Source organism: Nevskia ramosa DSM 11499 (assembly GCF_000420645.1).
In the GTDB taxonomy this organism is placed as follows: domain Bacteria; phylum Pseudomonadota; class Gammaproteobacteria; order Nevskiales; family Nevskiaceae; genus Nevskia; species Nevskia ramosa.
Window position 1 is genome coordinate 642,565 of the sequence record NZ_ATVI01000006.1, and the last position, 21,217, is coordinate 663,781.

The 21,217-nt window shown below is 67.9% G+C and carries 21 protein-coding genes; 6 read left to right on the forward strand and 15 right to left on the reverse strand.

The features are described 5' to 3' along the window. Positions 1-83: 83 nt before the first annotated feature. A complete protein-coding gene (locus G513_RS0109750) occupies positions 84-749 on the reverse strand; it encodes an arylesterase (RefSeq protein WP_211219637.1) in 666 nt (221 codons plus the stop codon). Here G513_RS0109750 and G513_RS0109755 point away from each other — a divergent pair. The 3 genes from G513_RS0109755 to G513_RS22385 are packed head-to-tail and all read left to right on the forward strand — an operon-like array spanning position 748 to position 4,575. Next, positions 748-1,440: an ABC transporter ATP-binding protein gene (locus tag G513_RS0109755; protein WP_022976656.1), complete on the forward strand. Its 693-nt coding sequence runs from the start codon at positions 748-750 to the stop codon at positions 1,438-1,440. The genes G513_RS0109750 and G513_RS0109755 overlap by 2 nt on opposite strands. After that, a complete protein-coding gene (locus tag G513_RS0109760) occupies positions 1,433-3,958 on the forward strand; it encodes an ABC transporter permease (protein ID WP_022976657.1) in 2,526 nt (841 codons plus the stop codon). Before G513_RS0109755 ends, G513_RS0109760 begins: the two co-directional genes overlap by 8 nt. Beyond that, complete coding sequence (locus G513_RS22385) at positions 3,955-4,575, forward strand: pyridoxamine 5'-phosphate oxidase family protein (protein WP_022976658.1); 621 nt, start codon at positions 3,955-3,957, stop codon at positions 4,573-4,575. Before G513_RS0109760 ends, G513_RS22385 begins: the two co-directional genes overlap by 4 nt. A 32-nt stretch (positions 4,576-4,607) precedes the next feature. On the opposite strand, the gene G513_RS0109770 is transcribed toward G513_RS22385, so the two are convergent. Next, the gene (locus G513_RS0109770; RefSeq protein WP_022976659.1) at positions 4,608-5,036 is read right to left on the reverse strand and encodes an organic hydroperoxide resistance protein; all 429 of its coding nucleotides are present in this window, start codon (positions 5,034-5,036) and stop codon (positions 4,608-4,610) included. 194 nt (positions 5,037-5,230) lie between these two features. Here G513_RS0109770 and G513_RS0109775 point away from each other — a divergent pair, with 194 nt between their 5' ends. Next, complete coding sequence (locus G513_RS0109775) at positions 5,231-6,334, forward strand: hypothetical protein (RefSeq protein WP_156891517.1); 1,104 nt, start codon at positions 5,231-5,233, stop codon at positions 6,332-6,334. 4 nt (positions 6,335-6,338) lie between these two features. Here G513_RS0109775 and G513_RS0109780 read toward each other — a convergent pair whose 3' ends face one another. The 5 genes from G513_RS0109780 to G513_RS22395 form a co-directional block, all read right to left on the reverse strand. Further along, the gene (locus tag G513_RS0109780) at positions 6,339-7,214 is read right to left on the reverse strand and encodes an efflux RND transporter periplasmic adaptor subunit (protein ID WP_022976661.1); all 876 of its coding nucleotides are present in this window, start codon (positions 7,212-7,214) and stop codon (positions 6,339-6,341) included. A 9-nt stretch (positions 7,215-7,223) separates the two neighbouring features. Beyond that, positions 7,224-7,424 carry a DUF1656 domain-containing protein gene (locus tag G513_RS0109785; RefSeq protein ID WP_022976662.1) on the reverse strand — a complete coding sequence of 67 codons (201 nt, stop codon included), beginning with the start codon at positions 7,422-7,424 and terminating at the stop codon, positions 7,224-7,226. After that, entirely contained in the window at positions 7,414-9,600 is a 2,187-nt protein-coding gene (locus tag G513_RS0109790; protein ID WP_022976663.1) for an FUSC family protein, read from the reverse strand. Before G513_RS0109790 ends, G513_RS0109785 begins: the two co-directional genes overlap by 11 nt. Further along, positions 9,597-10,019, reverse strand: coding sequence for a MarR family winged helix-turn-helix transcriptional regulator (locus G513_RS22390; protein ID WP_033417421.1), 423 nt, complete (start codon positions 10,017-10,019; stop codon positions 9,597-9,599). Before G513_RS22390 ends, G513_RS0109790 begins: the two co-directional genes overlap by 4 nt. A gap of 76 nt (positions 10,020-10,095) precedes the next feature. Continuing rightward, a complete protein-coding gene (locus G513_RS22395) occupies positions 10,096-11,553 on the reverse strand; it encodes an efflux transporter outer membrane subunit (RefSeq protein ID WP_169560595.1) in 1,458 nt (485 codons plus the stop codon). A 182-nt stretch (positions 11,554-11,735) separates the two neighbouring features. Between G513_RS22395 and G513_RS0109805 the strand changes: the two genes are divergently transcribed. Both G513_RS0109805 and G513_RS22400 read left to right on the forward strand, forming a co-directional pair. Further along, entirely contained in the window at positions 11,736-12,650 is a 915-nt protein-coding gene (locus tag G513_RS0109805; RefSeq protein ID WP_022976665.1) for a LysR family transcriptional regulator, read from the forward strand. 245 nt (positions 12,651-12,895) lie between these two features. After that, positions 12,896-14,083: a carboxylesterase family protein gene (locus tag G513_RS22400; RefSeq protein WP_022976666.1), complete on the forward strand. Its 1,188-nt coding sequence runs from the start codon at positions 12,896-12,898 to the stop codon at positions 14,081-14,083. A gap of 58 nt (positions 14,084-14,141) precedes the next feature. Here the strand turns inward: G513_RS22400 and G513_RS0109815 are convergent, their stop codons facing one another. Genes G513_RS0109815 through mdcA form a run of 8 tightly spaced genes read right to left on the reverse strand, consistent with a single transcriptional unit; the run spans position 14,142 to position 21,197 of the window. After that, positions 14,142-15,089, reverse strand: a complete 948-nt coding sequence (locus tag G513_RS0109815) for an acyltransferase domain-containing protein (protein WP_028475358.1) — start codon at positions 15,087-15,089, stop codon at positions 14,142-14,144. Continuing rightward, a complete protein-coding gene (locus G513_RS0109820; RefSeq protein ID WP_022976668.1) occupies positions 15,086-16,054 on the reverse strand; it encodes an AEC family transporter in 969 nt (322 codons plus the stop codon). Before G513_RS0109820 ends, G513_RS0109815 begins: the two co-directional genes overlap by 4 nt. After that, positions 16,051-16,920, reverse strand: coding sequence for a triphosphoribosyl-dephospho-CoA synthase MdcB (gene mdcB / locus G513_RS0109825; protein WP_033417601.1), 870 nt, complete (start codon positions 16,918-16,920; stop codon positions 16,051-16,053). Before mdcB ends, G513_RS0109820 begins: the two co-directional genes overlap by 4 nt. A gap of 5 nt (positions 16,921-16,925) precedes the next feature. Beyond that, positions 16,926-17,603, reverse strand: coding sequence for a malonate decarboxylase holo-[acyl-carrier-protein] synthase (gene mdcG / locus G513_RS0109830; RefSeq protein WP_022976670.1), 678 nt, complete (start codon positions 17,601-17,603; stop codon positions 16,926-16,928). Next, positions 17,578-18,312, reverse strand: a complete 735-nt coding sequence (mdcE, locus tag G513_RS0109835; RefSeq protein WP_022976671.1) for a biotin-independent malonate decarboxylase subunit gamma — start codon at positions 18,310-18,312, stop codon at positions 17,578-17,580. The genes mdcG and mdcE overlap by 26 nt, the downstream gene beginning before the upstream one ends. Beyond that, on the reverse strand, positions 18,299-19,225 hold the full coding sequence (locus G513_RS0109840; RefSeq protein ID WP_022976672.1) for a biotin-independent malonate decarboxylase subunit beta: 927 nt from the start codon (positions 19,223-19,225) through the stop codon (positions 18,299-18,301). The genes mdcE and G513_RS0109840 overlap by 14 nt, the downstream gene beginning before the upstream one ends. Beyond that, positions 19,222-19,539 (reverse strand): malonate decarboxylase acyl carrier protein, encoded by a 318-nt coding sequence (gene mdcC, locus G513_RS0109845; RefSeq protein WP_022976673.1) that lies wholly within the window; start codon positions 19,537-19,539, stop codon positions 19,222-19,224. Before mdcC ends, G513_RS0109840 begins: the two co-directional genes overlap by 4 nt. Positions 19,540-19,550: 11 nt before the next feature. Further along, a complete protein-coding gene (mdcA, locus tag G513_RS0109850; protein ID WP_022976674.1) occupies positions 19,551-21,197 on the reverse strand; it encodes a malonate decarboxylase subunit alpha in 1,647 nt (548 codons plus the stop codon). Between the last annotated feature and the right edge of the window lie 20 nt (positions 21,198-21,217).

Consider the following 21,217-nt stretch of genomic DNA (forward strand, 5'->3'; position numbering starts at 1 on the left):
TGGTCAGTGGCTAGTGTCTGGTAAATGGCTGACCTGAGTGTGGCCTTTTCGGACCACGAGCCACTGACCACTAGCCACTGCAGTTACGGCTTGCGGGCAGCGGAGGATGCAGCCGCTTTCAGCAGCGGCGACAGCGTCGGCCAGACGGCATCGAGAATCTGCGGCTGCGCCTCGGTACGCGGATGGATGCCGTCATCCTGGAACCAGCGCGGCCGGTCCTCGGCAATCGTCGCCAGGAAGAACGGCATCAGCGGCGCCTGCTTGGCCTTGGCAGCATCGGCGAACGCGCGGCGGAAGCGTTCGGTGAACACCGGGCCGTAGTTGTTCGGAATGCGCATCTCGAAGACCACCGGCTTGGCGCCGGCGGCGAGCACCAGATCGCTCATCTTTTCGAGATTGATCCGCATCTGCTGCAGATCGAGCCCGCGCAGGCCATCGTTGGCACCGAGTTCCAGCAGCACCAGGTCCGGCTTGTGGCGCGCCAGCGCTGCCGGCAGCCGGGCCAGACCGCCCGCCGTGGTTTCGCCGCTGACTGAACCGTTGACCACGTTCCAGGTCTTCAGGCTGGTGTCCGCTTGAGTTCGGAGCTTCCGCTCCAATAGATCAACCCAGCCGCTGCGGGTATCCACACCGTAGCCGGCACTCAGGGAATCGCCCCAGACCAGCAGCGTCGGCGCCGCCCAGACACTGCCGGCGAACAGCCAGCCCGCCAGCATCAGGAACAGACGAACAGGGAGTTGTATACGCATGAGCGCAGATGCCAGCGATTCGAAATCGAAAGTGATTGTGGCTGAAAACATCGTCCAGCAGATCGTCAGCGGCGGTGAGCGCATCGCGATTCTGAACGGCCTGAACCTGGCGATTGCCGCCGGCGAATCGGTGGCCATCGTCGGTGCTTCCGGCTCCGGCAAGACCACCTTGCTGTCCTTGCTCGCCGGGCTGGATTCCCCCAGTTCCGGAGAGATCATGCTGGCCGGCCAGCGACTTTCAAGCCTCGATGAGGACGGACGGGCGCGATTGCGCGCCGGACGTGTCGGCTTCGTGTTCCAGTCGTTCCAGTTGCTTGCCGGTTTGACCGCGCTGGAGAACGTCATGCTGCCGGCCGAACTCGCCGGCCGCGCCGACGCCGAGAAGCTGGCCCGCGATACGCTGAGCCAGGTCGGCCTCGCCGCGCGCACCGGCCACTACCCGTATCAGCTGTCCGGCGGCGAGCAGCAGCGTGTTGCGATTGCCCGCGCCTTCGCCGCGGGCCCGGAAATCCTGTTCGCCGACGAGCCGACCGGCAATCTCGATGCTGCTACCGGCGCCAAGATCATCGACCTGCTGTTCGCCCTGAACCGCGATCGCGGCGCCACTCTGGTGCTGGTGACTCACGACCAGACGCTCGCCGAGCGCTGCGATCGTGTGCTGCGCCTGAACGCGGGCCGCTTCGATGTCTGATTCCGCCGCCGTGCCTGCCAGCGCCTTCCGCTTCGCCCTGTTGAGACTGCGGCGCGGCTGGACCAGCGGCGAACTGCGCGTGCTGGTACTCGCTCTTGCGGTTGCCGCCGCTGCGGCGATCGCCGTCGGCCTGTTCACCGACCGGGTGCGGCTGGCGCTGGAATCCGGTGCCGGCGAACAGCTCGGTGCCGACGCGATCATCACCGGTCGCGATCCGCTGCCCGAAGCCGAACTCGCCAGGCTGCGCGAGACCGGCGTCCGCATCGTTACCGTGACCACCTTTCCGAGCGTGGTCGCCAGGATCGATGGCGAGCAGACCCAGCTGGCGACGATCAAGGCCGTCGAGGCTGGTTATCCGCTGCGCGGAGCGCTGCTGTTGAGTCGCGAACCGTACGGCGCGACCGAAGTGGCGCCGCCGCAACCGGCATCGGGCGAAGTCTGGGTCGATCAGCGGCTGTGGACGGTGCTGTCTTTAAGCCTCGATGCCGGCCTGCAGGTCGGCAGCAGCACCCTGCGGGTCAGCCGCATCGTTGCCGAGGAGCCGGGCCGCAGCGGCGCCTTCGCCGAGCTGGCGCCGTCGCTGATCATCAATGCCGATGACCTGGCCGCCACCGCACTCGGCGGCCCGGGCAGCCGTCTGCAGCTGAGCTATCAGCTTGGTGGCACGCGTGATCAGCTCGCCGCGGCCGAAGCGCTGAAGCTGCCGGACAAGTTCAAGTTCACGACGCCGGAGAACGGCCGGCCGGAAATCAGCAACTCGATGAACCGCGCCCGCAGCTTCCTGAACATCGCGGTGCTGGCGACCATCCTGCTCGCGGCGGCGGCAGTCGCCTTGTCGGCGCGCCAGTACAGCACTCGTCTGCGCGATGAAGTGGCGCTGCTGAAAGTGCTCGGCGCGCGGCGCGGCTTCATCCGCCGGGTACTGGTGCTGCAGATCCTGCTGCTCGGCTTGCTGGCCGGTGGTGTCGGTGCCGCGATCGGCGTAGCCGGGCAGGCGGTGCTCGCCAACCTCGCCGCGCCGGTGCTCAACATCGCGCTGCCGGCGCCGGGCTGGCTGCCGCTGCCGGCGGTGCTTGGCCTGGTACTGCTGATGCTCGCCGGCTTCGCGCTGCCGCCGGTGCTGGCTTCGGTGAACACCGCGCCGGTGCGCGTGTTCCAGCGCGCGGCCGATCCGCAACGCGGCTCGGTCTGGGGCTTGGTCGCGGCGATCGTCGCGATTGCCGCACTTCTGTGGCTGCAGGCCGGCAATCTGAAGCTCGCCGGGTTCGTGCTCGGTGGCGCGCTGGCCACGGCTGGCGTGCTGGCGCTGTTCGCCTGGATCCTGGTGCGCGGCCTGGCCGGCATCCGCTCGCGGGGCGGCATCGCCTGGCGATTCGGCTTGGGCAACATCGCCCGGCGCAAGGGGGCCGCGGTGGCACAGATCGTCGCGCTCGGCGTGGCGCTGATGGCGCTGCTGCTGGTCACCGTGGTCCGCGAAGATCTGCTCGCCACCTGGAAGAACAAGCTGCCGCCGGAAACACCGAACCAGTTCCTGATCGGCATCCTGCCGGAGCAGCGCGAGCCGCTGCAGGCGTTCTTCAAGGCACGCGGCGTGGCCACGCTCGATCCGGTGCCGATGGTCCGCGGCCGGCTGAAAGCGGTGCGTGGCGAGGACGTCACCGCCGACAGCTTCGACGACCCGGAAACCCGCCGCTGGATCAACCGCGAATTCAACCTGAGCTGGACCAGCCGCTTCGGCGAGGACAGTGAATTCATCGATGGCCAGCCCTGGGGCGAGGAGGCGCGCGGCAAGCCCTGGCTCGCAGTCGATGATTACGCCGTCGAACGCTTGAAGCTCAGGATCGGTGACAGCATCACCATCGACTTCGCCGGCACGCCACTGACGCTGGAAGTGCGTGCGGTGCGCAAGATCAAGTGGGACAGCTTCAAGCCGAACTTCTTCCTGGTCACGCCGCCTGGTGTGCTCGATGCCGAAGGCCTGAACCCTCCACTGCAGTGGATCGCCAGCTTCTATCTGCCGCGTGATCAGCGCGCGCTGCTGCGCGAGCTGATCCGCGAATTCCCGAACGTCACCGCGCTCGATCTCGATGCCGCGCTGAATCAGGTGCGGACCATCGTCGATCGCATCGTCGGTGCGCTGGAATTCATCTTCCTGTTCACGCTGCTCGCCGGGCTGATCGTGATGCTCGCGGTGATCGAAGGCTCGCGCGCCGACCGGGTCCGCGAAACCGGTGTGCTGCGCGCGCTCGGCGCCTCGGCGCGGACCATCCGCCAGGGTCTGATCGCCGAATACCTCGTGCTGGGTGGGCTGGCCGGTGCGGTCGCCGCTTTTGCCGCGCAGGCGCTGGCCTGGGTGCTGGCGGCGCGGGTGCTCGAACTGCCGTATGGACCCCGTCCGCTGCTGTGGCTGGCGGGCACCGTTGCCGGTGCGCTGATCGTCGCCGCTGCCGGTTATCTGAGCTTGCGCAAGGTGCTGCAGACCTCGCCGCGCAGCGTGCTTGCCGGTGGCAATGTATGAGCAGCGAAGCGCGCCTGCCACCGGACAGTCTCGACGCGATCGAGGCCGAAGCCTGGGCCTTGCTGGAAGCGGGCGGCGGCTCGTTCCGCGCGCCGTTCCACGCCGGCACGCTGGGCACCATCGGCGGAGACGGCCCGAATCTGCGCACGGTGATTCTCAGAGGCGCCGATGGCGCCAGCCGGCGCATCTGGTGCCACACCGATATCCGCTCGCCGAAGATCGCCGAGCTGGCGGCCGATTGCAGAATCGCCTGGACCTTGTACGACGAAGCCTCGCGCCTGCAGTTCCGCGCGTGGGGCCGGGCCATCGTCCATCACGATGACGACATTGCCCGCGCTCGCTGGGAAACCACGGTGCTGAACAGCCGGCGCATCTATCACGCCGTGGCGCCGCCAAGTTCGATCAGCCCGATAGCGACTGGCGGCCTGCCGCCGGAACTCGACGACGAGCGCTGGACACCGGAGTACAGCGAGCACGGCGCAGCCAACTTCGTGGCGCTGGAAACGCGGATCACCCGGCTGGAAGCGCTGTACCTGCATCACGCCGGCCATCGCCGCGCGCTGTTCCGCTACGGCGATGACGGCACCCGCCTGGCGGCGGACTGGCTGATTCCCTGACCAGAGCCTTGCAGCCCTGATCAGGGCGTTGCTCAGGCGATCTTCAGCTTCACATCGACGTTGCCGCGCGTCGCATTCGAATACGGGCAGACGACGTGGGCGGCGTCGACCAGGGTCTTCGCTTCGGCCGCATCGAGGCCGGGAATGGTCACCGTCAGTTCGGCGGTGATCGCGAAGCCGGTGGCCGTCGGGCCGATGCCGATCGCGGCGGCAACCTTGGTGTCGGCTGGCAGCGTCTTCTTGCTCTTGCCGGCGACGAACTTCAGCGCGCCGAGGAAGCAGGCCGAGTAACCGGCGGCAAACAGCTGCTCGGGATTGGTGCCGCCGACGCCCGGGCCGCCCATTTCCTTCGGCACCACCAGCTTCACATCGAGCACACCGTCGTCGGTGACGGCGTGGCCATCGCGGCCACCGGTGGCGTGGGCATGGGCGGTGTAGACAACCTTGTCGGGTGCAGCCATGGGAAAACTCCTTCGGTGAGCAGGGAAGCCCTGCGAGAACAATGATTCCTGTGGGTCACGGCCCGGCATCTTTCGATACTGGGGACGCACCCCCGATATGGGGGGTGCGCGGGCAACGGGACAATCAAGACAATGCAAACGCCGCCAAAGTGCCGCTCGCTTGCAGTCCTCTTTCATCGAACCCAATGCCTACCGTGTCCAGAATCCTGATCGCCCTGCTGTGCTTTGCTGCGTTCTCCACCTCGGCGTTCGCCGATACCTGCCTGAACACCGACAAGGAAAAGTACGCCGACAACGACGTGCGCTCGTCCGATTACGGCAAGTGCAAGTCCACCGGACCGGACAACAGCTACAGCTCGGTGACCACCATCGGCAAGCAGATGGAGGGCATGCTGCAGCGGAATGCGCCCGAGCCGCGCCGGCAGTTCAGCGCTGAGGAAAGTTCATCGATTCACGAGAGCGATCGCGAACGCTTCGCGACTGGCCAGTACTCGATCCTTTGCGAAGTCGAGGCCTGCGTCGACCGCCCCTCGCCGTATCCGAACGCGAACACCACGCCCGAGCAGCAGCAGGCGGTCCGCGAGCAGATCAAGGCGGCGATCGCCGGCGGCAAGCTGCTGGAAACCTATGGCGACAACCGCTACGACAGGAAGTGGGTCAGCGGCAGCGATCCGGTCGCCAACTGGCAGATGTGCGAAGTGGCGACGACGCTCACCCAGGCCTACGTCTACGGCAACGGCGTGACGGCGGCCCAGAAGGATCCGGCCAAGGGCCTGGCGATCGCCCGTGCCGGCTGCACGGCCAACTGTGGCGGCACCTGCCTCGAACTCGGCCGCATCTTTGCAGCTGGCGATTCCGCGGCCCCCGGCGTCGACAAGATTCTCGGCAAGACGCCGCACGATCAGACGGTATTCGCGTTCGAAACTGCCATCCGCAATGGCATCACCGCGGCCTACGAGCCGCTTGCCGATCTGAACAGCGGAACGCCGGCGCTCTACAAGGGCAAGACCTATTTCAATCTGGCCGAACTGGACACCGACAGCTACTGGATCAACAGCTCTACCGATCGCCGTCTGGCCTATCGCCAGTACCAGAAGTGCCTGAAGGCCGATCCATCGAACCTGAACTGTGCGCGCGGCATCAACCTGTTGCTGAAGAACGTGACGCCGAACCGCGGCGACGTCTTCAAGCTCGCCAGCGACGTCACCGCCGAGGACATTGCCTTCTACGCGGAATACCAGCAGAAGCTCGAAGCGCTGCTGGCCACCGCGCAGAACACGCCTGCTCCTGCGCCCTGAGAACTCAGCCGCCGGCGGCCCCCGGTTCGACGATCACCGTGCAGGTCATGCCCGAAACCAGCACCGTGCCGTCCGGCACTTCATCGAGCGAGATCCGCACCGGCACGCGCTGGGCGAGACGCACCCAGTTGAAGGTCGGATTGACGTCGGCGAGCAGGCGCGGGCCGAGCGGGTTGTCGCGGTCGGTGATGCCGCGCGAAATGCCGTCGACATGACCGCGCAGTTCCGGGCCACCGCTCATCAGTCGAACCCGAACCGCATCGCCCTCGTGCAGATACGGCAGCTTGGTTTCCTCGAAGTAGCCATTGATGCGGAACGAGTGGGCATCGACCAGGGCCAGCATCGGCCGGCCGGCATTCGCGTAGTCGCCGGCGTGGACTTCAAGGTTGCTGACATAGCCATCGACCGGCGCCAGCACCTCGGTGCGCTTCAGGTTCAGCGCTGCGGTGTCGCGGGCGGCCTGGGCCTGGTGGTAGAGCGCGGCGGCGGATGAGGCGGTCGATGCTGAAGCTTCGCGGCTTTCGCTCGACACCACGATCCCGGACAGACTCGCGCGGCGCGCGGCTTCGCTGCGCTTCATGTCGTAGTCGGCCTTGCGGGCGCTGACGGCGGCATCCGCCTCCGCCAGTGCGTGCTGGTAGCGCTCGGCATCGATGCGCAGCAGCACATCGCCGCGCTTCACCAGCTGGTTCTCGGTGACCCGCAATTCGACGACCGCGCCGGAAACATCGGGTGCGATCGCGATGACATCGGCCTTCACCCGGCCATCACGCGTCCACGGCGAATACTGATAGTGCCGCCACAGTGCCAGGCCGATGACCACGGCGGCGGCGAAGATCAGGCCGGTCGACAGCAGGCGCAGCAGGTTTCTCGGATTCATTTGGCAGACCTATGAATACAGCGCGAGCCCGAGCGCGCCGAAGATGCAGACGAACAGGCTGAAACGGAATAGCGCCGGGTGCCAGACGCGGCCATAGACCCCGAGGCTGCCGAGCAGGCCATCGAGCAGCCACTGCAGGCCGAAGGCGAACAGGAACATCGGCAACAGAGTCGGCAGGAAGAAGCCGAACAGATCGATCTCACGTGGCATCGGCAGCTCCTTGCAACGAGGGTGTTTCCAGGGACGATTCCAGCGATGACAGCGCGGCGTAGCTGTCGTCATCGAGCAGCAGGCCGCGCAGCAGATGCAGCGCAGTGCGACCGCGGTTCAGCGCCTGACGCTCGTCGGCGTCGTGGTCGCTGGCATCCAGCGCCTGATCGATGCGCGCTCCGGCGCTGTCGATGCCGGCCAGTGCCTGCTGCCGGCGGCGCGGGTCCGGCTTCTGGAACAGGCGCGCAACGGCGCGCACGGCGGCGTTCAGATGGCTGCGGCTATCGATCCGCAGAGTGCCGATGGTCGCGGCATCGCGAAGATCGATTACCGCGCGGCCGGCTTCGAGCACCGCCATCGCCCGCGCCAGCAGGGCGCGGTCTTCGCCGCTGCCGCGATCGGCGCCGGCCAGCAGCTGGCCAAGCAGATCGCGCGTGCTGTTCTCGAAGCGATGGCGCAGGCCGGTTTCCGGTTCGAAGCAGGCGAGCAGCACCTGGCGGCGCAGGCTGCGCGTCAGGTGCAGGCGCAGGCGGCGGGTGCCGGCCGGCACGATCAACGCGAACGCCGCCGTGGCGATCAGCGCGCCGAGCAGCGCCGCGAAGCCTTCGTTGAGCAGCAATGCGGGGTCGTAGCGGGAAACGTTGTCGAGGCCGATGGTGCTGCCGAACATCAGGCAGTAGCCGGCACCGATGCCGGCAGTGCGGGGATTGGCGATCAGCCAGGCACCGACCATGATGAACGGCGCCATGCCGGCTACCAGCAGCGCGAAGCCGTCGAGTTGCGGCAGCACCAGCAGGCCGCAGATGAATGAAGCCGCCAGGCCAGCCACGAAGCCGATCGTCAGCCCGCGCGCTGCAAGCACCGGCGCCGGCAGCGCCGCGAACAGGCAGCACAGGGTGCAGGCGATGATCACTGCGCCGATGCCGCTCGGCCAGGCAGTGCCGATCCAGAACGCGCTGACCACCAGGAGCACAGCCGTGGCGCGCAAGCCGGCGAGTGCCGCGGTGATCCTGTCGCCATGCGCCACGTAAGGCGGCGCCGGCCGCGGTAGTCGGTCGCCGGGCGAGATCAGCGAGATGTAGCTCTCGGTATACGCCTGCATGTCTTCGGCGAAGCGCTGCAGCAGGTTGGCGGCACAGTCGAAGTCGAGGCGGGCACCGGGCGCGGCCTCGTCCAGGCCGGCGCCGGCTTCGGCGATCAAGGTCGGCAGCCGTTCGAGGAATCCGGCCAGCCGGGCGAGCAGCGGCCGGGCTTCGGCGGCCATCGCCGGCAACTGGCCATCCACCGGCAGCAGAACCTCGGCCAGCGCTGCATACAAGGGTGTCAGCCGATCGATCGTCGACTGCTGGTGTCGGCGGCGCAGGCGTTCCGTGAACTGGTGGAGCAGATGGATGCCGGTGGTCGCGGTCATGAAATCGGCATTGAGCAAGCGGAAGCGGCTGCTGCGCAGGCGGGTCTCCGGGCTTTCGAAATAAGCGGCATCGCGCTGCGCCTCGAAGGCGATGACCTGGGCCAGAAAGCCATCGTGGGCGCGCTCGATCGCAGCGTGATCGAGCCGGCCCTGGAGGGCATCGACGACAAAGCGCGCGAAGTCGCGATAGCTGCCGCGCACCGTGACGATCAGGCTGCTGCCGAGCGTCTGCGGCAGCAGCAGATCGCTGACCACGCCGGCGCAGAAGATGCCGAGCAGCACTTCGGAAACGCGGGTCACGGCGATCGCGAAGCTCATCTCCGGATGCTGGGTCGCCGGCAGGCCGATCAGGCAGGCGGTGTAGCCGGCCAGCACGAAACCATAGGCGCGGAAGTTCCGGGCCCGCGTCGCACCGGCGGTGCACAGGCCGATCCACAGCGCCAGCGTGCCGAGGAACAGCTCGCGCTGCTGGGCGAACAGGCTGAGCAGGATCAGCGTCGCTGCACAGCCGACCAGCGTGCCGGCAGCACGGTAGAAGCCTTTCGCCAGCACCAGGCCGGTCTGCGGCTGGGCGACGATGAACACGGTCAGCATCGCCGTGCGCGGCGAGTCGAGGCCGATGCGGAAGGCGATCCACAGCGCCAGCATCGCCGCGACGATGGTCTTGGCAACGAATATCCAGGCCCGGCCTTCGCCGGCCGGCCACTCCCGCAGCGCGGCATGCCACGGGGTGGCGGCAGCTGCTTGGGGAGCGATGGCGTTCACGGCGACGTCTGGTCGAGCCTGACCAGCACCTGGCGCAACAGCGCGGTCAGCGCCTCGGTCTGGCTGTCGGTGAAGCCGCCATAGAGACGTTCCAGCGTCTGCCAGATGTCCGGCTGAAAGCGCTTGACCAGCTGCTCGCCGGCCGCGCTCAGCCGCAGCACCACCTTGCGCCGATCCTCGGTGCCGGCGCTGCGCTCGATCAGGCCCTTGGCCAGCAGCTCATCGCAGACGCGAGTGACATTGGTCGGCTTCTCGCCGGTGGCCTGACTCAGCTCGGACGGCGTCAGCGTCTGGTTCGGGGAGCCGTACAGCATCATCAGCGCCGTGTAGGTGACCATGTTCAGGTCGTAGGCCTTCAACGCCAGATTGCAGAGATCGCTCTGCCGCTTCTGCACATGGGCAACCAGCCGCGCCAGCATCACCTGCCGATGCGGAAGCCGCGCAGACGCTTGCGGGTGACGGCGATGCGCTGCTCGACTTCGTGGAAGCTGTCGGTCACTGCGGTTCTCCATGGGCGGCCACTTCCTGCGTGGCCTGATAGCCGCCGCCGAGTGCCGCCATCAATGCGGCATGGCTTTCCAGCTGGCGGGCGATCAGCTGCGTGCGGTTGCGCTGCTGCTGCAGCAACACACTCTGGGTGTTGAGCACGTTGAGGTAGTCGGTGAGGCCGGCATGGAAGCCCTGCTCGGCCTGCTGCTCGGCGAGCCGGGCGCTGTCGAGCGCCGTGTTGTTCAGCACCAGCTGCTGCTGGATCGAACGCTGACGGCTGATCTCGTCGGCCACCTCGCGCAGCGCGCCGATCACCGCGCCGTTGTAGCGCTCCACGGCTTCGTCATAGCGCGCGCTTTGCAGGCGCAGATTGCCGCGCAGGCGGCCACCGTCGAACAGCGGCAGGCTGATCGCCGGGCCGAAGCCGGCGGTGCCGATGTCTGCGAGGCTGCCGGTAACCAGGGTGCTCAGGTTCAGGCTGGCGACGCCGGCAAATGCGGCGAGGTTCACATCGGGATAGAAGCGGGTTTTCGCGACTTCGATGTCCCGGCTGCTCGCCTCCACTCGCCAGCGCTGGGCGACGATGTCCGGCCGGCGGCCGAGCAGATGCGCCGGCAAGGCCGCCGGCAGTTCGGCCGGATGATCGAGTGCCAGCCGCGGGCGGCTGATCGCGTCGCCAGCACCCGGCCCTTGTCCCGTCAGTGCCGCCAGCTGGTGACGGCCGATCGCCAGGTTTTCGTCGATCTGCTCGATCTGGGCTTCGCTGTCCGGCAACGGCGTTGCCGCTTGATTGACCTCCAGTTCGGTGCCCAGCCCGGCCTCGCGGCGACGGCGGGCGATGTCGAGCAACTGCTGCTGGCGGTCGAGATTGGCGACCAGCACGTCACGAAGCGAGTGCTGCATCGACAGCTGCACATAGGCCTGCACGACCGCCGTGGCCAGCGACAGGCGCACGGCCTGGGTCTGAGCTTCGCCGGCACGCACCGTGTCGATCGCACTGTCCAGCGCCTTCTCGTCCTTGCCCCAGAGATCCAGCGCATACGACGCGCGCAACAGCAGATCGGACTTCCAGTAGGTGTGCGCAAATTCCGGCGACGGGCTGAATTCCTGCTGGGTCTGGAAGGTGCGCTGGAAGCCCGCTTCGGCGTCGAGCCGCGGCAAGGTCGCGGCCTCGGCGCTCTGCGCGTAGCCCTCGGCCTGCGCCACCCGGGCACGGGCCAGGCGCAGATCCGGGTTGCCGGCCAACGCGGCGGCGACCAGCGCATCGAGCTGCGGATCACCGTAGGCCTGCCACCAACGTGCATCCGGCCAATCCGCGGGCGCAGACGAGACCAGCGTCTTGCCGGCATCGAGCGCTGCGACGTCCTGCAAGGTTGATTGCGGCGCGATGCCGCCGAAGCTCGCGCAACCGGCCAGCGCCAGGACACTGGCGAGGACCAGCGGGCGGCCGCGACGTGCGGCCATAAGATTCAGATGCAGATAATTCATAAATGAAATATATAACGATGCCCTGCGAAGGTCAAAGCCTCCGGCCGGGACAGACGACGAACGGCAGATCGCGAGTCATGCCCGAAGCCGACGACGTGCCTGCGTCGATGCGGGCTATGGAAATGGCTAGCATGGAAGCCTGCAACCCAGGGCCGGTCATGCAACCTCGCATCGACGAAGAGATCACCTTTCGCAAGCTCGAAACGCTGATCGCGTTCATGGAAACCGGCAATCTCGCGCGTGCCGCCGAACGTCTCGACGTCAGCACCGTCAGCGTCCATCGGGCCCTGCATTCTCTGGAGACCGGGATGCGCTGCGCGCTGTTCCGGCACGAGGGCCGCAACCTGCTTCCCACCGAAGCGGCGCAGGCCCTGGCCGACGCCGCCCGCGAAGTGCTGCAGACGATGGCGGAAGGCGTGCGCGCCGCCCGCGCGGTGGCCGGCTATGCGGCAGACCGCATCCGCATCGGCTCGCTCTACTCGCTGACCATTCGCGCCGTGCCGACCGTGCTGATCCGCATGAAGGCGCGCAAGCCTGCACTCGAGATCGAACTGGTGCTCGGCTCCAATGCCGAGCTGCTGCAGAAGCTGCGCGAGGGTTCGATCGATGCGACCCTGATGGTGCTGCCCGAGGGCGCGGCCGATATCGTCTCGCAGCCGCTGTTCGATGACGACATGCACTTCGCAGTGCCAGTGGGATCGCGCCATGCACGCCACGAGCGCATCGATCTGAGCGACTGCACCGACGAGAAGTTCGTCAGCCTGAAAGACGGCTTTGCCACCCAGAACGACTTTCTGGAGGCATTTCGTCTCGCCGGCTTCACACCGAATGTGGTGATGCAGACCGGCGACATCTTCTCGCTGATGAATCTGGTCAGCGGCGGCATCGGTTGCACGCTGCTGCCAGGGCGCGTGCGCGGCATGTTGCCTCAGAAGGTACAGCTGATTCCGGTACAGCCGAAGTACCTGATGCGCCACACGCTGGGGCTCAGTTTCCTCGGCACGCGGGAGCGCGATCCCAATCTGCTCGCGCTGCTGGCGGTCTGCCGCATGGCCAAGGCCGAGCTGTCCTGAGCCTCGCTGCGGTCCGCCCGAAGCGCTGATGCCGGGTCGATGGAACCCGCCGAACCGTTCCGCTGAGGCTAACGTTCCGCGGCCGAGCGTCATCGATTGCGCGAACCCTTACCAGTAGCGTTTTCCGCCAGGAACCACGCGTCCTGCATGGCCGGGATCACCGGAAAAGCAATGCCGTATTCATCTTGGATCGGCCATCGGTCGTGGGTTCCACTTCCCCCAATCGCGCTTCAAGGACAAGCCCCATGACCCACGTCGAAATCTTCCGTAACATCCGGTACGCCCAGGCAGACCGGTTCGAATCCCCTGAATTGCTGCCCTGGGATGGCGTTCGCCATCGCGAGCGAGGCCCGGTCTGCCCGCAGGCACCGTCTCGTCTCGAATCGGTGCAGGGCCCGCTCGCACCGCTGGAGCAGGACGAGCATTGCCAGGTGCTGTCGGTGTTCACGCCGGCCACCACGGGCAAGCGGCCGGTGATGGTCTTCATTCATGGCGGCGGCTTCGTCACCGGCGGCGGCGAGCTGCCCTGGCATGACGGCGACCAGCTGGCCGCCGAGCAGGACATCGTGGTCGTCTCGGTGACCTACCGGCTCGGCGTCTTCGGCTATTACCAGTTCCCGAAAAGCAGCGGACCGAGCCTGGCGATGGCCGACCAGGTCGCCGCGCTGCGATGGATCAAGGCGCATATCGCCGAGTTCGGCGGCGACGCCGACCGGGTGACGGTCTTCGGCCAGTCCGCGGGCGGCTTCTCGATCGTCGCGATGCTGGCCTGGGGCCATGGCGGGACGTTGTTCCAGCGCGCCATCGTGCACAGCGGCGCCAACGGCATGGCCCGGACGCGCGGCGAAGGGGAGCGGATCTCGCAGCTGTTCCTCGACGAACTCGGGCAGGACCCGAGGACCGCAAGCGTCGACGCGATCCTCGCGGCCCAGAGCCGACTGGCGGCGACGCTGAACCAGCTGGCCGTCTGGGCACCGATCTCGCCGGACACGCCGATCGGTTCGGCCGTCGATCTCTTAGCCGGCTGGTGCAAGGACGACGCCCTGCCGTTCGTGTTGCTGCAGCAGCATGTCGCTGCGGTGCCGGGCACGGAATCGCGGTTTGCGGACGCCACGCGCGAAATGAACGTGCTGTTCGAAGGCGGCTCGCGCAGCCTGGTCCAGAACATCCTTGCCCAAGGCAAGCGCGCCTCGCTGTTCCGTTTCGATTGGCAGTCGGGCAGCAGCGGACTCGGCGCCTGTCACTGCATCGACCTGCCGTTCCTGCTCGGCAGCGCCGAGGCCTGGCGTTCGGCACCGACACTGGCCGGCGCCGCCTGGGCCGAGATCGACGCGATTGGCAAGCGCATGCGCCGCGTCTGGGCGGATTTCGCGCGCGGCGAGAGTGGCGAATGGCCCATCGACGGCGTGCGCCTGCTGCCGCAAGCGCTTTGATTGACTCAACCGGGAGCGAGCCGAGCCCCAGAGTTGTCTGACGCTGGGGCTCGGCTGTTCATGCGAGGGACTGGGCACGCAACAGCCAGTCGCGCGCGCCCTGCAGGGTTCTGAAATCATCGAGGCTGCGGGCATCGACACCCGGATAGGCGCCGGCCACCATCTGGCTGAGCGCGCGTCCTGGTCCGAGTTCGAAGAACGCGGTGGCACCGGCTTCGATGCAGGCTTCGAGGCAGGCGGCCCACTGCACGGGCTGGGAAATCTGCAGGGCCAGCTTCTCTGCGCCTGGGGCGGCGTTCAGCACCACCTCGCCGTCGATGCCGCTGAACAGGCGCGCGCCGGGGCGCGGTGCGCGGGCGATGCGGGCACCGGCCAGGGTGCGTCGGAACGAGGCCGTGGCGTCTGCCATCAGCCGCGTGTGCGAAGCCACCTGCACATCGACCGGCACGACCCGCGCCGCCCCTTGCGCCAGCGCCTGCACGGCGATCTCCGCGAGCGCCTGGCGCATGCCGCCCAGCACCCAGGCGTCGCCGGGGCTGACGATGGCGACGGCGGCTTCGCGGTTCGCGCACAGGCGATCGATGCCCGTCCGATCCAGTCCGCGCACGAACAGCAGGCCCTGCTCGCCCGACCTGCTTTGCCTTGCGGCATCCATCGCGTCGGCGCGTGCCGCGACCAGGGCCAGCGTATCGCTCGCGGTGATCAGGCCGGCGATCTGCCAGGCCGCCATCTCGCCGACGCTGTAGCCGGCGATGCAGCAGCGAGGCGGCAGCACGTCCGCCAGCGCGGTCGCAGCGGCCAGGGCCTGCAAAGTGCACAGCAGCTGCGCCGTGTGGTTCGCATGCAGCGCCTCGTGGCCGGCCTCGCGCACCCAGGTCCGCGGATCATGGCCGAGCAGCTCGGCGGCACGGTTGAACAGCGGTTGCGATGCGGCGGCGTCGCCGGTCAAGGCGAACATCCCGGCATGCTGGCCGCCCTGTCCGGGACACAGGATGGCGAGCGTCACGGCGGGCTGCCGGGCCCGTAAAGCCAGGCGATGGTCAGGGCCACGGTGACCATCGCGGCGAGCGTGCTGGCGATCACCGTCGAGCCGGATTCCTCGGAGTTCAGGCCGGCGTTGGCGCCGAACAGCACGCCGAAGAAGCCTGAGGGCAGCGCCGCCATCAGCACCGCGATGCAGGTGATGTCCGACGGCGCATTGATGGCCCTGGCGATGCCCAGCGCCAGCAGGGGCTGGATGACGGTGACCGTCACGGTCGCCAGCGCGGTGTTCCAGGTCAAGCGAAACCGCTGCGCCGACAGGATCAGCCCGGTGACGAACAGCGCCAGGCCGCCCGCGGCTTGGCCGATCTGCCCGAGCGACGCGGCAGCGATGATCGGCAGTTTCCATTCGAGCATCGCGATCACCATGCCCGCGACCGGTGCGAGCACGATCGGCTTGATCAGCGCATGTCCCATCGCCCGCGCAAAGCGCGCGGCCTTGCCGCCGGTCTTTGCAGCGCCGCCGGCTTGCGGTGCGGACAGCTCCAGCAGCGCCAGGGTCACCGGCGACGGCAGCAGCGAGCCGGCCGCGATAGCGACCGCCACCGGCACCGTATGCGTCGGCCCCAGCAGTGCGACGACGACGGGCAGGCCGGCCGCCGCATAGTTCGGCAGCGCCACGGTGAGCGACTGCAACGCCGCCTCGCTGGCGCTCCGCCGCAGCAGGCGATGCTGCAGCAGGTACCACAGCGGATAGACCAGCATCATCGCGCCGCCGAGGATGACCAGCAGCGGCCATTGCGCCAGCAGGCTGTTGCGCGGCGTGGCGGCGGTGGCGGCAAACAGGGAGGCAGGCAATGCATACGTCATGACCACGGTGTTGAGTTCGCCGACGTGCGTGTTGTTGATCACGCCGCGCTTGCCAGCGGTGTAGCCGAGCAGCAGCACGAAGTAGATCGGCACCAGCGCCAGCAGGATGATCGCGATCATCGTGCCGGCTCCGGTTCGAGCGCCATCGCGAAATGACTCATCGCCAGCAGATCCGCCGCGCCGCCCGGACTGAGCCGGCGTGCCACGAAGTCGCGGTGCACCTGTTCGGCGGCCTGTTGCCAGTCTGCTTGCCCGACGCCGCCGGCATCGAGAAACGTCTGCGCGCGCTGTTGCGCGAAGCGCAGGCCGTCAGCACCGCCGCGGTGCAGCAGGTTGGTGTCCGCCAGCGTGGCGATCAAGGCAAAGCAGCAGTGCACCCGGGCGGCCTGCGCATCGTTCGGTGCCAGGCGCAGGCCCTCGCGCAAGGCTGGCAGACCGATCTCGTAGACACTGGGAAAGCCCTCGGCTGCTTCCTGCCTTGCGCCGCCCGCACCGTAGCGCCGCTTCACGACTTCGCCGTGGCTGTCGCTGGCCCGCGGGCCGGCCAGAATGTCCGTCCCCCAGCGGCGCGATACCGTATCGCCCAGCGAAGCCTGGCCGTCACCGCGGGCGCGCAGACCAGCCGCCGCACACAGCAGGCCAAGCCCGAAAATGGCGCCGCGATGGGTATTGACGCCGCCGGTCGCAGCCAGCATCGCCGACTCGGCGCGCAGGCCGATCTTGCGCAGCGCGCTCATGTCGCGGTTCTGCAGACCGGCCTCGGCGAGTTCGGCAAAGAACGGCCGGAGCGCCGCCGCGCTGCGATGGAACGTTCCGGCATCCATGTCCGTGTGGCTGCCGGTGTCGACCTGACTGACCAGGCCCGGCTTCGGCCAGGTGCGCACCTCCAGTAGAAGGCTGCGCTCGGCCAGTGCGCCGATCTGGTCCGCGTAGCTGGGCGCGGTCTCAGCGCTTGCCGGCGCCGGTCTTGGCAAGGCCGATGCGATGGCATTCATGGGCAGGCCTCCAGAAAATCCTCGCGCGTGCACAGCAGCGGCTCGCGGGCGGTCTTGAGCATCACCTCGGCGCTGCGCGCCTGCAGTTCGCGCCAGTTCACGCCACTGCCGTCCGCGCGCAGCCATTCTCCGTCCACGCGCATCGGCGCGGCCGCGTCGATGGCAGCCAGGGCGGCGAGCAAGTCGTCGATCTGCGTCTTGCGCGGCAGCGTCCAGGTCAGATCGATATCCGAACTCGCGCCGATATAGGTCAGGCCTGTCAGCCATTGCCAGGCGAGACTGCCGAAGACGCGAGTCTCGACACCGAAGCGCTCGCCGATGGCGACCAGCTGCTGCAAGGTCGGCCGCCAGTCCTGTGGTGCTGCGGCGATGACTTCGGCCAATCGGGGCAGCGCCGCAACCGAGGCGATGTCATCCGCCTGTATCTGCAAGGCGATGCGCCGCTTGCCGGCGCTGGGCGGCAGGGGCAGTCCGACTGGCAGCGATGTCGGTACCTCGCCCGGCAGGCGCCGTCGCACGATCAGCGGCCAGCCGCGTTGCGCCCAGCTTTCGAGCAGCGGCTCGCCGGCCAGGTCATTGCGTGAGGCGATCAGCGCTGCCCAGGCGGCCGGCGCGAGCCGCAGCAGCCGGTGCCGCGGCCAGCGCCCTTCAGCGGGAAGCGTGAGCAAGTTCATGGACGCGCCTCGCGATTTCGGCGGCCTTCGGTCGACCGTTGCGCTGCTGGCCGAGCTGGTCGCGCAGGTCCTGGGCACCGCCGCCCGCTGCCAGGTCGCGCAGCACTGCGTCGAGCTGGCCGGCAAGCGAGCGCTGTGGATCGAGCAGCGCAGCGACCGCGCCGGTCTGCATCAGGTTGTCCAGCCCCGGCGCGAACACCGGGGTGGACTTGGCCTTTTCCTGCAGCAGTTCGATTGGCAGCTTGGTGACCCGTGACATCGACGGCAGGTCCATCACCATCGGCTCCGCGCCAGGCAGCGCCAGCAGCGTTCGCGTCGACAGTGCGGTGGCGATGAAAGCACCGGCAGCGGTGTGGCCGTAGAGCAGGCCGACGGTGGCGTGACCGCGTGCGTCGGCCAGGTTCAGGCACTTGGCGACATGCGCGAGGTACTCGCTGAGCCCGAGCATCTCGTCGCGCTTGCTCATGCGCTGGCTGTCGCTGTCGATCAGCACCAGGATCGGGGTCGTGCCGCCGGCCTTGACGGTATCGAGCACCTTGCGCGCCAGCCAGGCGGCTTCGTCGATGCCGATGGCCTTGCGGCCATCGACGCCGATGACCGTGATCTGCGTGCCGTCGGCACGCGGGCCCTGGCCCGATAGCAGGCCGTCTTCGACCGCCACCTGGTGGCCCCGTGGAAACAGGGAAACAAGAATTTCAGCGAGCGTCATGGCGCGGCTCCTGCAGTTGATTGGCCAAGGCGACGAATGCCTCGAAGGACATGCCGGGGATGGTGGCGGGTTGTGGGGCGCCCAGCGCCTGCCAGACGTCCAGTGCGTCGCTGCAGGTGCCGAAGCGTTCGATGCGCTGTTCCAGGCGCGCCTGTTCGGCTTCGAGCGTGGTGAGGCTCAGCAGCGCGGCGCTGTTGACCAGCGCCTCCGCCGCCTCGCGAAAGCTGGTCATGCTGTCGTCGACGAAGCGCTCCGCGCCACCGATCAGGCGCCGCTGCTTGCCGCCCATGGTCCGCCACACCAGCGCGCGGTCCTTGGCGTCGAACTCTTCGACGCCGCGGTTGGTCTCGATCACTTCCGGCCCGGACACGCTGATGCGGCCCTGCTCGGAAACCGCCAGCGCCGAGCAGCAGCCGGCGATCAAGCCGCCGCCGCCGTAGCAGCCGGCGCGCCCGCCGATCAGGCCGATCACCGGCACGCCGGCCAGGCGCGCATCGAGCAGCGCGCGGATGATTTCGGCGATCGCCAGTTCACCGGCGTTGGCCTCCTGCAGGCGCACGCCACCGGTGTCGAACAGGATCAGCACCGGCAGCTTGACCAGGTCGCGAGCGGCACGCAGCAGGCCGGTGAGCTTGGCGCCATGCACTTCGCCGAAGGCGCCGCCCATGAAGCGGCCTTCTTGCGCCGCGACCAGCACCGCTGCCCCGTTGAGCCGGCCGCGCCCGACGACCATGCCGTCGTCGAACTGCTGCGGCAGATCGAACAGCGGCAGGTGCGGGCTGGTTTCGCGCAACTCCGGACCGATGAATTCCTCGAAGCTGCCCGCATCGAGCAGGCCAGCCACTCTCTGGCGAGCGGAGGCTTCGTACCAGCTGGCCGCCAGGCCAGAGTCGTCATGCAGGAGGGCGTTCATGGCGCATCTCCTTCCATCGCGCGCACCGCCTGCGCGAGCCTCAGCGCAACCGTATCGGGGCGGGCACCGCCGTCGTTGACCGACAGCTTCAGGCCGCCGGGCGAACGGCGTTCGACGAAATCGGCAACCACGGCCTGCCAGACCTCGGCGAAGCCTTCGGCCGCGGTGCGGATATCGACTTCGCATTCGCCGTCGGGCAGCCGCCGCTCGACCAGCACTTCCAGGTTGCCGGAGGCCACCACGCCGACGAGGGCGAGTGGCCTGGACCCCGCGGCGCGCTGGCGTGCCGGGTGTCTGAAGTTGAGTTGTTCCATTGATTTAGTCCTCACCAGTTTCTGAATTTCGAGGGCGGCGCATAAAGGCCGCCGGACCACTTCACGAGGTCCTTGATCGAGCGCGCCGCAAGCATCCGGCGGTCGGCGTCCATCGGGTCCAGCCCCAGGTCTTCGGGGCGGCGGATCACGCCGCGCTCGCGCAGGCGCTGCACCAGCTTTGCGTCGCGCCTGCGGCCGATTTCGGTATAGCCGGCGACCCCGCGGATGGCCTGCTCGCGCTCGTCGCGGTCGCGGCACAGCAACAGGTTGGCAATGCCTTCCTCGGTGACGATGTGGGTCACGTCGTCGCTGTAGACCATCACCGGCGCGAGATCGAGCTTGAGCTTCTCGGCCAGGCGCAGCGCATCGAGCTGCTCGACGAACAGCGGCGCGTTCTTGTCGCCGAAGGTCTCGCCGATCTGCACCACCAGCTTGCGGCCACGGCGCAGCGCGGGCGGGCTGTCCGGGTCGGCCTCCTTGCCGGCCTGCAGCCAAGGCGCGCTCGGATGACGCCGGCCGCGCGCATCGCTGCCCATATTCGGAGCGCCGCCGAAGCCGGCCACGCGGTCGGTGGTGACCGTCGACGAATTGCCTTGCAGGTCGATCTGCAAGGTCGAGCCGATGAACATGTCGCATGCGTAAAGCCCAGCCGTCTGGGCGAAAGCTCTATTCGAGCGCAGCGAGCCGTCCGGCCCGGTGAAATACACATCGGGCCGGGCGCGGATGTAGTCGTCCATGCCGACTTCGGAGCCGAAGCTGTGGATCTGCTCGACCCAGCCCGATTCGATGGCCGGGATTAGCGTCGGGTGCGGGTTGAGCGCCCAGTGGCTCGCCACCTTGCCTTTGAGACCCAGGCGCTCGCCGTAGGTCGGCAGCAGCAGCTCGATGGCCGCGGTGTTGAAGCCGATACCGTGATTGAGCCGCTTGACGCCGTAGGGCGCATAGATGCCCTTGATCGCCAGCATCGCGGTGAGGATCTGCGTTTCGGTGATCGCGGCGGGGTCGCGGGTGAACAGCGGCTCCACATAGAACGGCTTGCCGCTGTCGACGACGAAATGCACCCAGTCGGCCGGGATGTCGATGCGCGGCAGCTTGTCGACGATTTCGTTGACCTGGGCGATCACCACACCGTCCTTGAACGCGGTTGCTTCGACGACGGTCGGCGTGTCTTCAGTGTTCGGGCCGGTGTAGAGATTGCCTTCGCGGTCGGCGCTGACGGCGGCGATCAGGGCGACCTGAGGCGTCAGATCGATGAAGTAGCGCGCGAACAGCTCCAGGTAGGTATGCACTGCACCGAGCTCGATCTTGCCGCCGAACAGCATCCTGGCGATGCGCTGCGACTGCGGGCCGGAGTAGGCGTAGTCCAGCCGCTTGGCGATGCCGCGCTCGAATACATCGAGATGTTCGGGCAGCACCACGCCGGACTGCACCATGTGCAGGTTGTGGACCTTGCTGCTGTCGACGGCCGCCAGCGCGGACGCCAGCAGCTCGGCCTGCTTCTGGTTGTCGCCTTCCAGGCAGACACGGTCGCCCGGCTGCAGCACGGCTTCCAGCAGCGCCGTGGCGTCGCTGGCTGCGACGAGCTTGCCCTGGGCATGGCGCGCGCCGGCTTGCAGGCGGACGTTTCGTGCGCGTTGCGCGCGGTTCCAGTCGTTCATCGGAGCCCCCTTCTGCAGCT

Coding starts and splice junctions, on each gene's coding strand:
- G513_RS22390 (WP_033417421.1), bottom strand. CDS start 10,019: ATGCTGGCGCGGCTGGTTGCCCATGTGCAGAAGCGGCAGAGCGATCTC.
- mdcE (WP_022976671.1), bottom strand. CDS start 18,312: ATGACGCTCGCTGAAATTCTTGTTTCCCTGTTTCCACGGGGCCACCAG.
- G513_RS0109805 (WP_022976665.1), top strand. CDS start 11,736: ATGCAACCTCGCATCGACGAAGAGATCACCTTTCGCAAGCTCGAAACG.
- mdcA (WP_022976674.1), bottom strand. CDS start 21,197: ATGAACGACTGGAACCGCGCGCAACGCGCACGAAACGTCCGCCTGCAA.
- G513_RS22385 (WP_022976658.1), top strand. CDS start 3,955: ATGAGCAGCGAAGCGCGCCTGCCACCGGACAGTCTCGACGCGATCGAG.
- mdcC (WP_022976673.1), bottom strand. CDS start 19,539: ATGGAACAACTCAACTTCAGACACCCGGCACGCCAGCGCGCCGCGGGG.
- G513_RS22395 (WP_169560595.1), bottom strand. CDS start 11,553: ATGGCCGCACGTCGCGGCCGCCCGCTGGTCCTCGCCAGTGTCCTGGCG.
- G513_RS0109755 (WP_022976656.1), top strand. CDS start 748: ATGAGCGCAGATGCCAGCGATTCGAAATCGAAAGTGATTGTGGCTGAA.
- G513_RS0109785 (WP_022976662.1), bottom strand. CDS start 7,424: ATGCCACGTGAGATCGATCTGTTCGGCTTCTTCCTGCCGACTCTGTTG.
- G513_RS0109760 (WP_022976657.1), top strand. CDS start 1,433: ATGTCTGATTCCGCCGCCGTGCCTGCCAGCGCCTTCCGCTTCGCCCTG.
- mdcG (WP_022976670.1), bottom strand. CDS start 17,603: ATGAACTTGCTCACGCTTCCCGCTGAAGGGCGCTGGCCGCGGCACCGG.
- G513_RS0109750 (WP_211219637.1), bottom strand. CDS start 749: ATGCGTATACAACTCCCTGTTCGTCTGTTCCTGATGCTGGCGGGCTGG.
- G513_RS0109840 (WP_022976672.1), bottom strand. CDS start 19,225: ATGAACGCCCTCCTGCATGACGACTCTGGCCTGGCGGCCAGCTGGTAC.
- G513_RS22400 (WP_022976666.1), top strand. CDS start 12,896: ATGACCCACGTCGAAATCTTCCGTAACATCCGGTACGCCCAGGCAGAC.
- G513_RS0109780 (WP_022976661.1), bottom strand. CDS start 7,214: ATGAATCCGAGAAACCTGCTGCGCCTGCTGTCGACCGGCCTGATCTTC.
- G513_RS0109770 (WP_022976659.1), bottom strand. CDS start 5,036: ATGGCTGCACCCGACAAGGTTGTCTACACCGCCCATGCCCACGCCACC.
- G513_RS0109820 (WP_022976668.1), bottom strand. CDS start 16,054: ATGATCGCGATCATCCTGCTGGCGCTGGTGCCGATCTACTTCGTGCTG.